The following is a 16,637-nucleotide window of genomic DNA, read 5'->3' as shown; positions in this document are numbered from 1 at the left end:
GTTTCGGGGCCGAAGTTCCAGATCAGGCCGCTGGGGGCGGTGAGTTCGAAGCGGAATTCTTCGGTTGGCGGGGTGAGGTTGTGGGCCAGGTAGCCGAAGTCGCGGGTGCGGGTGCCGAAGAAGGCGAGGTGGCCTATGCGGTCGGTGGGGGTGCGGTCGATGCCGAGGGCGTCGTAGACGTCTTGGCCGTGGCCGAAGAGTTCCATCAGGCCTGCTGCCGCCAGGATGGAGGGCGGGAGGGGGTTCACCAGCCAGGGCACGACCTGGTCCGCCGGGACCTCGGCGAGGGCCTTGGTGGCGGCGGCCTGGTCGGTGCGCCAGCGGGACAGGGTCTGGGTGGGGCCGCCGGTCAGGTAGTCGGCCAGGGCGGTGTTGACGGCGCCTTCGAAGTCGTCCTTGGCTGCTGCTGCCAGGCGGCCGAATTCGGCGCGGTCCGCTGCTGCGGCCCAGGCCAGGTGGGCGATGAAGCCCAGGTGCGCGATCTGGTGCTGGACCGTCCAGCCCGGGGCCGGGGTCGGCGTCCGCCAGCCCGCCGGGTCCAGTGCAGCCACCACGCCGTCGAGGTCGGCGGCCTCGGCCGCCAAGTCGGTGTAAACGTCCTGCATCGCGTTCACGGGGTCCTCCCTGTCCGCCGCGCCAGCCGGCGAAATCGCATGTCCGGGGTCACTGTCGAGTATCGGGACGGCGGGCCCCGGTCCTCCTCTTCCGCTGTGCGCTTCGCTGGCCGCCGGCGCCCGGGGCATCAGGGGGCTGCGAACCTCCGCGCCGCAATCTCGAAGAGGCTCGCGGCGGCAGACCTACCGGATCATAAGACACATATGCCGCCGTGGCTTTCCGCCCGGGGACCGCCGAAGGAGCGAAGATGAGTGCCAACCCCATCCGACCGGCCCTCCGCCGTACGGCGCTCGCGCAGGTCCAGCGGGTCACGCCGGTAGACGTGCGCTCGGCACGCCATCTGGTGGCCCGGGTCTACGGCGAGATGGAGCGCGACTTCGGCGTGCTGGCCCCGCCGCTGGCCCTGCACTCCCCGGCCCCGGAGCTGCTGGCGGCCAGCTGGCTGACGCTGCGCGAGACGCTGGTCGCCGACGGCCTGGCCGAGCGCGCCGCCAAGGAGGTCGCGGCCTCGGCGGTGTCGCTGGCGAATTCGTGCCCTTACTGCGTCACCGTCCACACCGCGACCGTGAACTCGCTGGTGCGCGGCCGCGACGCGCAGGCCATCGCCGACGACCACTTCGACGCCATCGACGACGACCGGCTGCGCGCGATCGCCGCGTGGGCCCGGGACGGCGCGGTCCGCGACACCGCCTCAGGGCTCGAACTCCCCTTCCCCGCGGATCAGGCCCCTGAGCTGGTCGGCGTGACCGCGGTCTTCCACTACCTCAACCGCATGGTCAACGTGTTCCTGCCCGACGTCCCCATGCCCGACGGCACCCCGCGCAGCGCGCTGCCGGTGGTCGCCCGCGTCCTCGGCACCCTGATGCGCCGGGCCTCGCGCCGCCCCAAGCCCGCCGGCACCTCCGCCGACCTGCTGCCCGCCGCCCCGCTCCCGGCCGACCTGGCCTGGGCCGCCGGCACCCCGGCGGTCGCCGAGGCCTTCGCACGCGCCGCGCGCGCCGTCGAGCAGGCCGGACGCGAGGTGGTGCCGGACTCGGTCGCCGAGCTGCTGCCGCGGGTCCTCGGCGCCTGGGACGGCCGCCCGCCCGGCCTGGACCGCCGCTGGCTGGACCAGGCGGTCGCCGAGCTGCCCGGCGCCGACCGGGCCGCGGGTCGGCTGGCCCTGCTGGTGGCGCTGGCGTCCTGGCAGGTCGACGACCAGACGATCGCCGCCTTCCGGACCGGCTCCGGCTCCGGCACCAGAGCTGGCACCGGCGCCGGAGGCAGCCCCAAAGCCGCCTCCGGCGCCGACAGAACCCTGATCCACCTGACCTCGTGGGCGAGCTTCACCGCGGCACGCCACATCGCTTCCTGGACACCACTCGCCGACCACCGTTCGGTGCGCTGACCAGGATCAGCGGCCGCAACGCCGACCAAGCCGTCCAAACCGTCCAAGCCGTCCAAACCGGCCGGCGCCGGGTCGGCGGACGCGGAGCGGGCCCCCGCTCGCGCGGCACCGCCAGCACAGCGACCGCGGCGGCCAGCGCGAGGCCGGCGGCACAGGCCAGCGCCGTACCGGCGGCCCGGTGCGGGCCCGGGACGCCGGACCGGCTGGCGTGCGCGACCACGGCCAGCAGCGCGATCCCGACCGTGGCCCCGGCCATCGGCACCGCGCCGAGCAGCGCCGGCGCCCGCCCCGGAGCGTCCCGCCGCACCCGGCCGAGCCCGGCGACCCGGGCCCGCGACAAGGCCAGCCCGGCGCCGATCCCAGACAGCGCAAGCGGAATCGCCGCAGTGGTCGAGAGTTGACCCGAAGGTGCCAGCCACGCCAGCCAGACCAGCCCCCCGGCGTGCAGTGCGGAGCCCAACGCCGAGACCCACTCCCGGCCGAACCGCTCGCGCACCGGGTACACCGTCGCCGCGGCCATGAACCCGGTCCACGGGGTGAGCCGCAGCCCGATCCCCAGCGGCCCGTGGCCGCCGACGCCGCGCAGATCGGCGGCCACCAGGAACCCGGTGCCGTAGATCGACGCGAACAGGAACAGGTCGGAGGCGTTGGCCGCGAGGAACCGCCAGCGGTGCAAGGGCCCTGACGGGGTGTCCCACCACAGCAGCGCGGCCAAGGCGACGACGCCGATCCCCAGCACGACCAACACCTCCGGCGCGCGCCAGCCGACCCGGTCGGCGCGCAGCAGAGCCCAGACGGGCCCGCCCACGGCGATGACGGCGGCCAGCGCTCCCTCGGGGTCCAGGCGCCCGCGCCGGCCCCGGTCCGGACGGATCAGCCGGTAACAGATCGCCGCGACGCAGACGCCGATCACCGCGTCGGCGGCGAAGATCCAGCGCCAGCCGGGACCGGCGGCCACGGCGCCGTCGGCCAGCGGGCCGGCCACCAGCGCCAGCGCGAAGCCCGGCGCCACGCGGTGGGCCGCCGTGCCGCGGGAGTCCGCCGGGAACGCCAGGCCCATCAGCCCCAGCGCCGCCGCGACCGCCAGCCCGGATCCCGCACCCTGGCCGGCGCGGGCCGCGACGAGCACGGTCCCGTGCGTCGCCAGCGCGCAGGCCGCCGAAGCCCCGGCGTACAGCAGGGATCCGGCGATCAGCGCGCGCCGGTTGCCGATCCGGGTGCCGATCCGGTCGCCGGCGGACAGCGCGGCCAGCAGCGCCAGCAGGTGCACCAGCAGCGCCCACAGCAGGGTCGGAGCCGAGGCGACGCCGGTGGCCTGGATGGCGCGCAGCGCCGTGTTGACGCCGAGGTTGTCGGCGCCGGCGGTCAGGATCACGATCCAGGCCACGGCGAGCGTCCACCGTTGGGTTGGGGTCATGAGTCCGCCTTCCGATGCGGGGCCGCGGCCGGAGAGTCCCCCCTGTGGTCTGGCGGCCGTTGGCACGCACGCGCTGCCGCCTGTTTCGGACGGAAGGTGCGTGGGAGTTAACAGCGAGCGAATAAAATGCTCATGCATCTAGATCACGTCAGGCTTCTTCCAACGTGCTCTGATCCATCGCGAGGGGCGCTCGGAGAGTTACAAATACAGGTGAACGTTCGTATATTCATGAACATGAGAGTTCATGACGTGATTCCTGCGCGAACATCTGCATATAGCGGACTTGTGCATAAAACGACGGCCGCGGGCGGATCCGGCAGGGATGCCGGAACCGCCCGGGCAGGGGTGTGTCGCGCCGCGCCTACTTCGATGTCCCCGGTTCCAGCCGGTGGTAGCCGCCGCGGAAGAACAGCAGCGCGTCCCCGGCTCCGCCCTTGCCCATGTCCAGGACCGAGCCCACGAAGATCGAGTGATCGCCGCCGTCGTACACGGCGGCCAGGCCGCACTCGATCCAGGCCAGGGTGTCGGCCACCACCGGGGCGCCGGTGACCGGGCCGGGCTGCCAGCGCACGGCCTCGAACTCGCGCTCGCCGCGCGGCCGGTCGCGGTTGGCGAAGTGCCGCGCGACCGGCTCCTGGTGCGCGGCGAGGACCGAGATCGCGAAGCTGCCCTCGCCCAGGATCGCCTTGTGCATCGCGGCGTCGTGCACGATGCACACCAGCACCAGCGGCGGGTCCAGCGACACCGAGGTGAAGGAGTTCGCCGTCATGCCGCACGGGTTCGGGCCGCCGGCGGAGACCACCGTGATGCCCGTGGCGAACATCCCGAAGCAGCTGCGCAGATCCGCCGGGGCGTGCAGCCCGGACGGCAGCCGGTCGCGCAGCGTGGGTTCCGGATCCAGGCCGGCCGTCCCGATGACGCTCACGGCCGCGATCCCTGCAGCACCGCCTCGCCGCCGCGGTCGGCGGCCGACCCGGCGAGCACCTTGGATCCGGAAGCACCGGCGGCACCGGCCGTACCGGACGCACCCGGGCCGCCCGAAGCGCCCGAGGCACCCGAGGCACCCGAGGCACCCGCAGCGGCAGGCGCGATCCGGTACCGCGACAGCGCCTCGCGCAGCGCGTCCGGCACCTTCGCCGGCCGGGTGTCCCCGTTCGGGCCGCGCATGCAGGCGATCCGCTGCCGGCCGCGGGCCACCAGCGTCTCCTGCTCGTCGGCCAGCTTCACGTAGTCGAACGCGAACCCGACCTGCGTCTGCGTCAGGTCCTCCAGGCGCATCCGGATCGAGAGCTCGTCGAAGGCCGTGATCTCGGCGAGGAATTCGCAATCCACCTTCAGCGTGAACAGCTTCAGGTCGTCCTGGACCTCCGCCAGTACCTCAGGGGCCTGCTCCCGCAGGAACATCTCCCGGCAGCGGCCCTGCCACCGTAGGTAATTGACGTAATAGACGTTGCCCACGAGGTTGGTCTCCTCGAAACCCACCAGGTGCCGGTATTCGTAGTAGGACTCCACCGTTACCACCGTTACTCCTTGTCTTCGGCGAGCAGGGTGAGCACCACCGGCTCGGACTGCCCGCGCAGCGCGGTCGCGAAGGTCGCGATCCGCGCCCCGCCCGACCGCAGCAGGACCCAGCGGTCGTCCCGGGCGGGCCCGTCGACGACCAGGTCCGCCCGCGCCCGGCCGCTCTTGCCCAGTGCTTCCAGCGCACCCCAGACCCGGGTGGCCGCGGACGCCGGCGCCTCGCCGGACTCGGCCGCGATCAGCCGCGCCAGATGCAGGCCCGGCAGGCCGAGCAGGTCGGCCCACTCGCTCTCCGGCCGCTCCACCGCCACCTCGATGTCGCAGGCCACTGCGACACCCTCGGCGGCGACGCTCAGCGTCACGCCGGCGCCGTGCGCCGAGGACACCGCGAACCCGCCGGAGGCCTCGGGTTTGCCGTCGGGCCGGTAGCGCAGGTCGGCCTCGCCGCCGAGCAGCCAGCCGACCGTCTGCGCGGTCTGGCGGCGCCGGGTCTCGACGCCGCGGTCCTCCCCCGGCGCGTCCGGACGGATCGCGACCCGCAGGGCGGCCGGCAGAACCTGGTCCGTACGCCGCTCGATGTACGGACCGAGCAGCGTCGGCGTCCAGGGGCCGGAGCCGTCCTGTTTGCGCACCGCGCGCAGGGTCAAGCCCTTCCAGCGCTCGACCAGAGCGCCGGAGCCGTCGCGCACGTCGACGTCCCATATATAGGTGTCGCCGTCGCGGCTGCGCTCGCGGCCGTGCAGGGTGACAGCGTCCTGATCCCTGACGACAGCCGGGTCGGCCAGGTACAGCTTCTCGATCCCGGCCGGCAGCAGCGTCGCGTCCGGCACGCAGCACTGGATCGAGTGCATCATGGCGTCTCGCGTTCCGGGGTCGGCGAGCACCAGCTCACCGGCCAGGAACGGCGCGAACCACGGCGCGGTCGGCTGGTTGGCGATGTCCGCCACGCAACGCTTCGCGGCCAGCGCACGGTAGCCGAGCAGGCGCCGGAACCGGCCGCCCTGGAATAGCACGGGACCGTAGAGGTCGCCGGCCGGATCCAGAAGCAGGTGCTCGGTTCCGGCCCCGGACGCCGCGCCGCCGTCCAACGCCGCGACCCCGTAACGGAGCCGGGCCCGGAAGTGGTCGGCCGCGAAACCGGTGTCGCTGCTGCGGATCACGGCCGTGACCGCGTCCGGGCCGTCGGCCAGCACCGCGACCCGCAGCGTCGTCGAGCCCTGAGGCGGGACGACGATCGGCCGGAGGAATTCCACGTCCTCCAGCACCGGCGCCTGGCCGCGGCCGGTCAGGGCCTTGGCCGCCTGCGCCATCGCCTCCATGCCGAACACCGCCGGGAACAGCAGGTCACCGTCCAGGTAGTGGTCGGGCAGGTACAGGTCGCTGTCGCCGGACAGGTCGCAGTCCGCCACCAGCTCCACGCCGGGGTAGTGCACCTGCACCCGGTCCAGGAAGCGCAGCAGCGGAACCTCGGCGCGCTCCAGGGCGATCGTCGGCAGGCCCTCCGCGCGTCCCATCACGACCGCGGAGGTCGGCGCCGACGGATCGGCGATCATCCGGGACAGCAGCGCCACCCCGTCCTCGGCCGGGATCGGCTCGATGCCTTCGCGCACCAGCGCTTCCAGCACGCCGAGCCGCTCCCCCATGCCGGCGCCGGACCACACGGACCATTCCAGCGCCAGGCACTTGCAGCCGGGGAACTCCTCGGCCACCCGGTGCGTCAGGTCCGTCATCCAGTCGTTGGCGACGGCGTAGTCGGCCTGGCCGCGCAGACCGGCGCGGCCGATGATGCTGCCGAAGGTGACCAGCAGCCGCAGCGAGGCCGGATCGACCGCGGACAGCACGGCTTCGAGCCCTGCGATCTTCGGTGCCAGGGTTCTGCGGAACGCCGCTTCGTCCAGGTTCACCAGGGCCGTGGGCACGTTGCGGCCGGCGCCGTGCAGCACCGCGGTCACCGTGCCGAGAGCGCCCCGGACCTGCTCGACCGCAGCCTTCACCTCGTCGGCGGAGGTGACGTCGGCACGCGCGTAGTGGTACCGCACGCCAGCCGCGGCCATCCGCTCCAGGTTGGCCGCGAGTTCGGCGTCCTCGGCCGGGTCCGACCGGCCCAGCAGGCCGATCGCGGCACCGGTCTCCAGGCCCAGCGACAGCGCGCACTCGGCGGTGATGCCCTTGCCGCCGCCGGTGACCAGCAGAACGTCGGCGGACGTCAGAGGACTGTCATGTGCGTGCGCGGGCGTCTCCGGCAGGGCCCTGAGAACCGGCACGCGCCGCTCCCCCGCCGAGTCGTAGAACACCTCGCTGAACCCGTCGGTCGCCGCGACGTCCGCGACGATCCGGTGCACCGCGCGGTCCGCGCGCGCTTCTGACATCCCCAGCGGCAACGGCAGGGTGACGACCGTGGTGGCGACGTTCGGCGCCTCCAGGTGCAGCGTCTTGGCCAGTCCCGCGCCGCCGCGCCGTTCCCCGATCACGACGAAGCGCACGGGGTCCACGGCGGACAGCGCGGCGCGGGCCGCGCGCAGCATCAGCAGGACGTCGTCCTCGTTGGCCTCGCGGGGCAGGCACAGCAGAACCCCGTCGCCGAGGCCGGCCTGGCGCAGCGCCTCGTGCAGCGCGGTGGCCAGCGGATGCCGGTCCGGCGCGAACAGCCGCCATTCGCCGCCGATTCCGCCGCCGGCACCAGCACTAGCACTAGCACTAGCACTAGCACCAGAGACCGGCACGCCGACCGCAGTCGGGACCAGGTCCACCGCGAAAGCCCGGACCCAAGGACCCACGCCGGGTGCGGCCCGCGGCCGTTCGGCGTCAGTCTCCTGCGTCGTCCCGCCGAGCTCCTCCAGCATCGCGGCGAGTTCGGCCATCGTGGAGGTGGCGAACGCCGAGGTGGTGGCCGGCGGCACCAGACCCAGTTCGCGGCAGGCCTGGTTGACGATCTGGCCGACCGTGATGGAGCTCAGGTGCAGCTCGTCCAGCGGATTGCTGTCCGGACGGACGGCTTCCGGCGGCAGCTCGGCACGCTCGGAGGCGAGCCGCGTCAGGACTTCCAGCACGCTCTGTCCCCGTGCGGCCCCTTCCGGTGCGGCCAGTTCGATCCGCAGCGCCGATTCGGCCGCCGGGCCGCCGACCGCGACGCCGTTCCCGGTGGTGACGACGACAGCCGGGATGTCCTCCGGCGCCGTCTCACAGGGACTGGCGAAGAAGCTGAACTCCTTGTCCAGCGGCAGCGGCCGAGTGAACCGGTCGGCGAACAGCTCGCCGTGCCGCACCGGCGCGCCGAGCACGTAGGCCGCAGCGACCGTGCGCAGCAGACCGGCCAGCGACGGGCTGTCGGTCTCCATCGAGACCACCGGCACCGCGGGGGCGATGTCGGCGGCCAGGCCGCGCAGGATCCGTCCCGGGCCGACCTCGATGAGCAGGTCGGCGCGCTCGGCCACGGCCGCGGCCGCGTCGGAGAACCGGACGGGTTCGCGGATCTGGCGGGCCAGCAGGGCCGGCACGTCCAAGTCCGCATCCGGCTCCTGACCGGTCACGGTCGAGACCATGCGACGTCGCAGGGGACTGAAACCCTGCTCGGCGAGCCAGGATCCGAACTCCTCGGCCGCCGGGGCGACCAGCTCGGAGTGGAAGGCGTGCGACACCGCGATCCGGGCCACGTCCAGACCTCTGGAGGAGGCCCGGATACCGACCCGCTCCACAGCATCGGCGGGCCCTGACACCACGGTCTGGGTCGGGCTGTTGTAGCCCGCGATCACCACCGGCTCGCCGGCCAGCAGCGGCTCGACGACCTCGGCGGCGGCGGAGATCGACGCCATGGCGCCGTTCCCGGCCGACGCGGCGGCCATGATGCGGCCGCGCGCCGAGGCGGCGGCCAGCAACCCGGCCTCGTCCATCGCGCCAGCCCAGTGCAGGGCCGTGAGCTCGCCCAGGCTGTGGCCCGCCGCGCCCGATCCCTCGATGCCGAGGCGAGTCAGGATCTTGAGACCCGCGAGCGAGGAGGTGACGATGCGCGGCTGCGCGACCTCGGTGGCGACCAGGTCGCCGTCGGTCGGCAGCGCGGCGGCCCGGTAGAGCTCGTCGATCTCGGCGAACCGGTGCCGCAGCGCCCCGCCGTCGCCCCGCCGCCCAGCGCCCTGGCCGGGGAACAGGAACGCGATCCGGGGCAGCATCGCCGCGCTGCCCAGGAAGACCCCGTCGGCCAGGTCCAACACCGACCGCGAGCCCGCGTCGAGCAGGGTCAGGAGTTTGCCGAACTTGCGTTCGGCCTCCTCCGGCGAACCGGCGACGACCGCCGCGCGCAGCGGCCGGTCGGCGGTCTCGGACTGCAGGGTGGCCGCGAGGTCGGCGACCTCGGCGTAGGACAGGCGTCCGCACAGCGCGGCGACCTGCGCGATCCGGCCGCGCAGCTCGGCCACCCCGGCGGCGTCGACCAGCAGCAGCTCCGCGTCCTGGCGGGAGCGGACCAGCTGCCGGGTCTCGGCGCCGAGCTCGGTGCGGCGCGCGCCGTCGCCGTGTTCGACGACGATGTGCGCGTTGATGCCGCCGAAGCCCATCGACGACACGCCGGCCCGGACGGTCTTGTCCTGCGGCCACAGCTCGGCCGCGGCTGGCACCCGCAGTGCAGGCCGGTCGCCGGTCAGCTCCGGGTGCGGGTCGACGTGGCCGGTGGCCGGCGGGATCACCTGGTGCCGGACCGCCAGGATGGCCTTGAGCAGGCCGGCCACGCCGGCGGCGGCCTTGGTGTGCCCGAAGTTGCCCTTGACGGTGCTGATCGCCGCGGGTGCGGCGTCCGGGTCGGCGGCGCGCCGGGCCTCGGAGAAGGCCCGCAGCTCGGTGGCGTCGCCGACGGCGGTGCCGGTGCCGTGGCCTTCGAGATAGGCGACGCTGTCTATGTCGAACCCGGCAGCCGCATAGGCGCGCTCGATGGCCAGCCGGTGCCCGGAGGCCTCCGGCCGGGTCATGCCGCCCTTGCCGTCGGAGGAGTAGCCCCAGCCGGCGATGGTCGCGTAACGGAACAGGCCGCGCCGGAGCGCTTCCTCGTCCCGCATCAGGACCAGCATTCCGCAGCCTTCGCCGGGCCAGAACCCGTTGGAGTGCTTGTCGTAGACCCGCATCTCGCCGGTGGCCAGGGCCCCGGTCTTGGCGAAGCCGATCACCTCGAAGGGGTCGATGCTCAGGTCCACGCCGCCGGCGACGGCGGCGTCGAGCTTGCCGGCGGCCAGCGCGTCGCATGCGGTGGCCACCGACAGCAGCGAAGAGGAGCAGGCCCCGTCGACGGTGAAGCCGCCGCCGGCGAAGTCGAAGTGGTTGCAGATCCGGCCGGCGATGGTGTTGGCCAGGCCGCCGGCCAGGGTGTCCTCGTCGATGCCGGGGAACGGCGCCTTGTAGCGCTGCTCCAGGCCCTCCAGGAACGCGGTGAGCGCGGCGTCGTCCCAGCCCTGCTCGCGCAGGGCCGCTCCGACGGTGCGCCGGACGTACGGCCAGCGCAGCCGCATGACGTTGGCGCGGGCGAACTCGCCGGTCAGGGTGTTGCCGATGATGACGCCGGTGGCCCGGCCGTTCAGACCCGCGCCGTCGGGGAACCCGGCGTCGGCCAAAGCCCGGGACGCGGTGTCCAGGGCCAGCCAGTGGGTCATGTCGGTGGACCGGAAGGTGCTGCCGGCGATCTTGTACTTGACCCTGTCGAACTCGAACCCCTCGATGACCGCGGCCTTGGCCGAGTAGAAGCGGTCCGGGGCCGTCGGGTCCGGTGAGTAGTAGTCCTCGGCGCGCATCCGCTCGTCCGGCAGGCGGCGGAAGGCCCGACGTCCGGCCAGGACGTTCTCCCAGAGCCGCTGCGGGGAGTCGGCGTCGGGATAGCGGCAGGCGACGCCGACCACGGCGATCCGTGTGTTCATGGCAAGCTCGGTGTTCACGGCAGGCTTGGTGTTCACGCGGCGATCGTCCCGGCCTCGGCCGGCGCGGGCCTGCCGTACGGCAGCGGCGCCAGCGGCTGCGTCCCGCGCGCCGCCTTCCGCTTCTTCATCAGGTGCGCGACCCACCAGCCGACCCCGCGGGCGGCACAGACGAAGGACGTCGCGAAGAACAGGGTGTAGACGATGTTGAAGACCATCATGATCCCGTAGACGGTGGCGACCGAGGCGCCGAACATGAAGCCGTTGCGCGGGCGCGAGGGCGTGGTGCCCGGGTCGGAGATCATGTAGTTGCTGAACAGGATGAACGCCACGCCGGTCATCGGGCCCAGGGCGTTGAACAGCGCCACGTGCCAGATCCAGTGCCGGACCACCGCCTGCAGGAAGAAGCCGCCCATCCAGCCGGTGATCAGCAGGGTCTTCTTGGTCAGCAGGGCGTTGATGACGGTGCCCGCGGTGGCGATGACGACGATGATCATGACGCGGAAGAACGTATTCGCCTTCTCGGTGAACTCGTACGGCGGCGCGATGCTCATCCAGGTGCCGCCGAACACCAGCAGCGTCATGGTGATGCCGAAGTTCGAGGGGTTCATGAAGTGCCGCATCCGGCCCTGGATCGGCGCCTGGAGCGCGTGCTTGCCGGTCACGCCGACGCCGACCGCGAACAGGATCGGCCAGATCTGGTTGTTGCCGTAGAGCAGCATGTTGCAGGCCAGCGCGGTGATGTGCGCCGGGAGCAGGAACTCGTACATCCCGCGCACACCGCGGCCCATGAAGCGGCGGGGGCGGCGCTGCGCCCACGCGCTGATCACCTCGAAGGTGGTCTCCAGGAAGTAGGCGTAGAGCACCGAGATGATGGCCCACAGCCACGGCTGCTCGAAGCCCAGCAGGGTGTAGCCGAAGATGTTGAACACGCTGATCGAGATCGCGAAGTTGCGCAGCGCCAGATAGCGCGGGTCGATGTTGCCGCGTTTCTTCTTCGGCGCGGCCTGGGGCGCGCTCGGCGCCGCCGGCGACGCCGTGCTCCCGGCGCCCGGATTCATCGTGGACGTCATTTCGCCGGAACCTCCTGCGCGTTGCCCGAGAGCGTCAGGGTGTGGCTGCCCTCGGGGAGTTGCATGTCCTGGGTGTGGAGCTGGCCCTGCGCGTCACGCCATTGCAGGTGCACCTGGACCGGGCCCATGTACATGCCGAAGCCGAAGTGCACGTCGAAGCTGCGCTTGCCGGTGTGGCCGCTGCCGCCGTCGAGCTGGGAGATCTGTGTTGTTTCAACCCCCGTCTTGCCATCTGTTGTGGTGACGGTGACCGTCGCGCCGTAGGCCGGGGTGCCGGCGCCTTCGAGCCCGGTGTTCGCCTGGCCGTCAGTGGACGGGCGCACCAGGTTGAGGTCGAGGTAGTCGCCGAGCATGGGCTCGGTGTTGGCGTAGAACGCCGGGGCGCCGAACTGGCGGGAGATCGCGAAGTCCAGGCGGCCGGTGCCGGTGGTGTCGCCGATCGCGATGCCGCGGGTCGGGGTCGGCACGGCCAGCCCGAGCTGCTTGCTGACGTTCACGAACTCGCCGTCGGAGTTGCGGGCGTAGAAGGCCATGGTCTGGTCGCCGGCGATGTCGTCACCGGGCCCGACGTTCGGCCACATCGCAGGGTTCGACAACAGGTCGTCGTTCATCATGGCCATCTCCTGCAGCCACGGCCACCGGTTGATGGTGCCCTTCACGAACCCGTCGGCCTGCAGGATCTCCGGCTGCCCGCTGTTGGTGAAGTCGGCCATCTTCGTGTCCCAGCACCAGCCGGTCCAGGCCACGCCCTTCTGCTCGGCCTCCTGGGTGAACGGCGCGTAGCCGTCGTCCAGGTCCTTCTTCATCTCCGCACCGCTCTTGGCCTGGTTGATCCACAGGAAGTTGCTCTCCTCCAGGCCCCAGGCGGTGGTGATGTTGGAGACCATGGCGTCGAAGCGGCCGTTGTCGTTCACGTCGGCGAAGTCCACACCCATGCCCTTGAACGAGCCGTTGCCCATCACGAAGGACTTCGGGGTGGTCGCGGTGCGCTTGCCGAAGACGGTGGAGAACTTGATGGTCTGGCCGTCCGAGACGTTGTGGAGCACGAAGGCGTGCCCGAAGTCGTTGGCGATGTAGACGTCCGGGAGCCCGTCGCCGGTGAGGTCGGCCGAGGCGATGGCCAGCGTCCAGCCCGCGGAGTTCGCGAACGGGATGGCGTCCTGGTCCTCGACGTAGCTGACCGTCGGGTCCGTGCCCGACGTCGCGCTCACCCAGCGCAGCACGTGCGCGCCGCCGCCGTTGTTGGCGCTGGACAGGCTGTTGGGCATCTGGACGTTCTTCTGCCCGTGCGGGTCCAGGACCGCGGAGTTCGGGAAGTAGTCGCCGACGATGATGTCGGGGTGGCCGTGGCCGGCGAAGTCGCCGACGGCGATGGCATTGGTGTTCCACTGCGGCCCGTGGTACTTCCCGTCCGGGCTGGCCGCCGGGACCAGTTCCACCGGCTTGTAGGCGCCGGCCGACGGCGTGGTCGCGTCGGACTTGGCCAGGAACAGCACCGGGGTCCGGCCCCAGTAGCTGACCAGCAGGTCCATCCGGCCGTCGCCCAGGAAGTCGCCGGGGGTGCAGCCCATCGGGGCCATCGACATGCTGTCGTACGGCAGCGGTGCCGGGTCCAGGGTGAACGGCGTGAACCGGTCGGCGGCCGGGGCGGTCGGCGTGTAGGTGACCACCACCTTGTCGGTCCGGGTGTCCACGATGCACATCCCGTCGGCCTTGCCGTGCCCGACCAGGTCGTTGATCGCCACTCCGGCGCCGACCGACGATATCCAGGACCGGATCTTGTAATAGGCCGGATTCACCTGGCGGACCGTTTGCTGTGGAAGGCTGTCGTATCCCGGCGGGAAGGCGATCGGCATCTCCTGGAAGGAGAACTGCTTGGCGACCGCGTCACCGCCGCTGGCCTGGACCGGGGCATTGGCAACGAAGACCATCACGATTCCGAGAATCAGCGCCGTGACGCCGGGAACCAGTCTGCGAAGACGTTCGGAGAACGCCATTCCCTACTCCTCTTCTCCATCAACGGGTTGCGGCTTGCTGTATCCGTGCAGGGCACATGGGCTCGATGGGCCGGAGTTTTGAAACACGACATGGGACAAGACGACGTCATGGTCTTGCCGCATCATGGGCATCCCGCCCTTATCCTCAGCATGCGTCCTCCAGCTTCGATGGTGCTTCTCCGGAATTGCTCCGCTACTCAGTGTGAGGACTCTGCGGAAATCCATATTCGGGCACGCCGAAATGTCGCCGACACACGTCGGCGCATGACGGCGTACCTCAGGGGATGGCGGCGCATGACGCCACGGAAACGCAGCGCCTATCGGGGATTCAGCTGAGATGAATTCAGCTCAGGGCAGCCGGACCTTCCGCAGAAACGCGGGAAGCAGCCACACGCGCCTGCCCCGCGCCCGCACTCCGCCGTTCAGTACCGTCCGTAGCCGGCCCACGTGGTGGAACAGCATCAGATTCAGGGCGGCGGGCCGGAAGAACAGGCGCACGTCCACATCCCGGCCCGGTTCCTCGACCGACACCACACCGTCAGTGACGACGATCGCGACCGGTTCGGTGTAGGCGCTGCGGAACTCCACGGCGATCCGTCCCGGACGCGGCGGCCCGGTGACGTCCAGCAGGACGCCGACGCCGTTGCGGATGATCTCGACGATGAAGAGCTCGAAGAACAGCGCGGCTTGTCGCTCCGGGATCGGCCAAGGCCGGCCGCCGGCCCGCGCGATGTCCCGGCCGTGCAGCAGCATCTCGTTGGTCAGATGCGCCAGCAGCCCGGCGCGCGGCAGGCTCGCGCCGCCGAGCCAGACCACGGTCGAGGCCGGGTCGGCGTCCTCGGTCAGCTCCAGCACCCTGGCGACCGAGGAACGCAGGGTCGCCACCAGAGCCACGGGGTCACGCTGCGTGAAGTTGCGCCGCATCGCCTCGTTCAGCCCGGTGTGGATGTTGTCGACGGTGGTGCTCAGAAGCAGTTCCCTGACTCCGTCGATGGGCCGCTCGGTGTCGTAGGAGATGACCAACGACGTGTACTGCCACGCGATCGCAGCGACGTGCGCCGCGGTGTCGGCGACGGTCCAGTCCGCGGTGGCCATCGCGTCCGGATCGCTGGAGAGCACGAGACGGCTGAAGCGTTCCGTGACCTCGTGCACGGCGGCCCGCACCTCGGTCCATCGCTGGGGGCTGATTCGCGTCACCGCCGGCGCGCGCCGGCCCCGGTCTGGTCTCCGCGCACGGACTTCGGGCACGAGTCCCCCTCGACGTTCGATGCTGGACGTTCGATGCTGAACGACCTTCCGTCTCCGAGTCTGCGTGTGCTGATATCGGGTGCGCCCCTTCGGCGTTGCTGTTTCGACGTCGCTGTTTCGGTTCGGTGGTGTAGTACTCCGCGTACCCACCTGGCTGCCCGAGGCGGCGGTCGGCGTCGTCACGGCTGCGGTGCTGGTCACAATCTCGGCGCACATCTCGGCGCACATCTCGGCGGGCCCGGACAGCCGGGGCGCCGATGCGGTGCAGTACGTCCTGTTGGTGCTCGCCGGCGCCGCTGGCGGCGATCCGGCGGGCCAGCTGCGAGGTGCTGGAGGAGTTAGCGGCGATAGTCTCGGTATGGCGGGACGGATCGCAGCAGGCCGATCGGGCGCGGGCCCCGGGAGTGGGGCAGATCGCGCGGTTGGCGGACCAGGTGAAGTAGGTTTTTCGTCATGGACGTCGTCGACTGGCTGCTGGACAGCGACCCCGCGATCCGCTGGCAGGTGCTGCGCGACCTCGCCGACGCGCCCGCGGAGCAGGTCGCGGCCGAGCGTGCGCGCGTGGTGTCCGACGGCTGGGGCGGCCGGTTGCTGGCGTTGCAGCGGCCGGACGGCAAGTGGCCGACGGGCACGCCGACGTTCTCCTCCGAGAAGGCAGCGCAGTGGTGGCGGTCGATGGACGCGTCGCGGCAGGGCACCCTGTTCCCCGAATGGACGTCGATCGCCTGGAGCTTGACGCTGATGCGCTTGTTCGGCGTCGAGCCGGGCGATCCGGCGGTGCGCGACGCCGTGGCGCGCGTTCATGCGAACGCGCGGTGGGAACACGACGGCGAGCCGTTCTTCTCGGGCGAGGTGGAGCCCTGCATCAACGGCCGCGCGGTCGCGCTCGGGGCGTACTACGGCGTGGACGTCACGGCGGTGGTGGCCCGGCTGCTCGGCGAGCAGATGGCCGACGGCGGCTGGAACTGCGAACAGGAGAACGGCTCCACTCGCGGCTCGTTCCACACCACGATCGAGGTGCTGGAGGGACTGACGGAGTACGAACGGGCGGTGGGCGGCGGGCCACAGCTGTCCGAGGCCCTGCGACGCGGCCAGGAATACCTGCTGCGGCGACGGATGTTCCGCCGCCTGTCGACCGGCGAACCGATGGCCTGGCTGGAGTTCTCGTACCCGACGTTCTGGCACTACGACGTGCTCCGCGGCCTGGACTACCTGCGCGCGGCCGGTGTGGCCCCCGACGAGCGAGTCACCGAAGCGGTCGAACTGGTGCGCGGCAAGCAGGATACTGAAGGCCGGTGGCCGCTGGAGAACCCGCACCCCGGCGACATGCACTTCGCGATCGACGACGGGGAGGGCAAGCCGAGCCGGTGGAACACGCTGCGGGCATTGCGGGTGCTGAGGTGGCACGACTCGGCCGCGAACTAGCGCCCTGACAGCGCGCGCCGGAGCATAAGCCGGGCGCGCGCTGCTTCACGCCGGGAACTTGAG

The 16,637-nt window shown here is 71.7% G+C and carries 9 protein-coding genes and 1 pseudogene; 2 read left to right on the top strand and 8 right to left on the bottom strand.

Annotated features, from left to right (window positions below; genetic code table 11):
- Window positions 1-605 (bottom strand): maleylpyruvate isomerase family mycothiol-dependent enzyme (locus tag GWK61_RS29610; protein ID WP_194914104.1); only part of this gene is annotated, 605 nt, incomplete at its 3' end.
- Window positions 606-862: 257 nt separating this feature from the next.
- Here GWK61_RS29610 and GWK61_RS29605 point away from each other — a divergent pair.
- Window positions 863-2,002: a carboxymuconolactone decarboxylase family protein gene (locus tag GWK61_RS29605; protein ID WP_194914087.1), complete on the top strand. Its 1,140-nt coding sequence runs from the start codon at window positions 863-865 to the stop codon at window positions 2,000-2,002.
- On the opposite strand, the gene GWK61_RS29600 is transcribed toward GWK61_RS29605, so the two are convergent.
- From GWK61_RS29600 to GWK61_RS29570, 7 genes and pseudogenes are all read right to left on the bottom strand, one after another.
- A complete protein-coding gene (locus GWK61_RS29600) occupies window positions 1,941-3,419 on the bottom strand; it encodes an MFS transporter (protein ID WP_194914080.1) in 1,479 nt (492 codons plus the stop codon). The genes GWK61_RS29605 and GWK61_RS29600 overlap by 62 nt on opposite strands.
- 361 nt (window positions 3,420-3,780) lie before the next feature.
- Window positions 3,781-4,344, bottom strand: coding sequence for a flavin reductase family protein (locus GWK61_RS29595; RefSeq protein ID WP_323747814.1), 564 nt, complete (start codon window positions 4,342-4,344; stop codon window positions 3,781-3,783).
- A gap of 116 nt (window positions 4,345-4,460) precedes the next feature.
- Window positions 4,461-4,931: pseudogene (locus GWK61_RS29590) on the bottom strand (acyl-CoA thioesterase); the annotation flags it as partial.
- Window positions 4,932-4,942: 11 nt separating this feature from the next.
- Complete coding sequence (locus GWK61_RS29585) at window positions 4,943-10,834, bottom strand: type I polyketide synthase (protein WP_194914099.1); 5,892 nt, start codon at window positions 10,832-10,834, stop codon at window positions 4,943-4,945.
- Window positions 10,835-10,866: 32 nt separating this feature from the next.
- Window positions 10,867-11,904 carry an enediyne biosynthesis protein gene (locus GWK61_RS29580; RefSeq protein WP_228563150.1) on the bottom strand — a complete coding sequence of 346 codons (1,038 nt, stop codon included), beginning with the start codon at window positions 11,902-11,904 and terminating at the stop codon, window positions 10,867-10,869.
- Window positions 11,901-13,901 (bottom strand): CRTAC1 family protein, encoded by a 2,001-nt coding sequence (locus tag GWK61_RS29575; protein WP_228563149.1) that lies wholly within the window; start codon window positions 13,899-13,901, stop codon window positions 11,901-11,903. Before GWK61_RS29575 ends, GWK61_RS29580 begins: the two co-directional genes overlap by 4 nt.
- A 348-nt stretch (window positions 13,902-14,249) precedes the next feature.
- Window positions 14,250-15,053 carry a maleylpyruvate isomerase N-terminal domain-containing protein gene (locus GWK61_RS29570; RefSeq protein ID WP_228563148.1) on the bottom strand — a complete coding sequence of 268 codons (804 nt, stop codon included), beginning with the start codon at window positions 15,051-15,053 and terminating at the stop codon, window positions 14,250-14,252.
- Window positions 15,054-15,602: 549 nt separating this feature from the next.
- On the opposite strand from GWK61_RS29570, the gene GWK61_RS29565 reads away from it, so the two are divergent.
- On the top strand, window positions 15,603-16,574 hold the full coding sequence (locus GWK61_RS29565) for a hypothetical protein (protein WP_194914078.1): 972 nt from the start codon (window positions 15,603-15,605) through the stop codon (window positions 16,572-16,574).
- Window positions 16,575-16,637: the final 63 nt, after the last annotated feature.

The sequence above is a fragment of the Catenulispora rubra genome (genome assembly GCF_015356825.1).
In the GTDB taxonomy this organism is placed as follows: Bacteria; Actinomycetota; Actinomycetes; order Streptomycetales; family Catenulisporaceae; genus Catenulispora; species Catenulispora rubra.
This window is presented reverse-complemented; position numbering and strand designations above follow the sequence as displayed.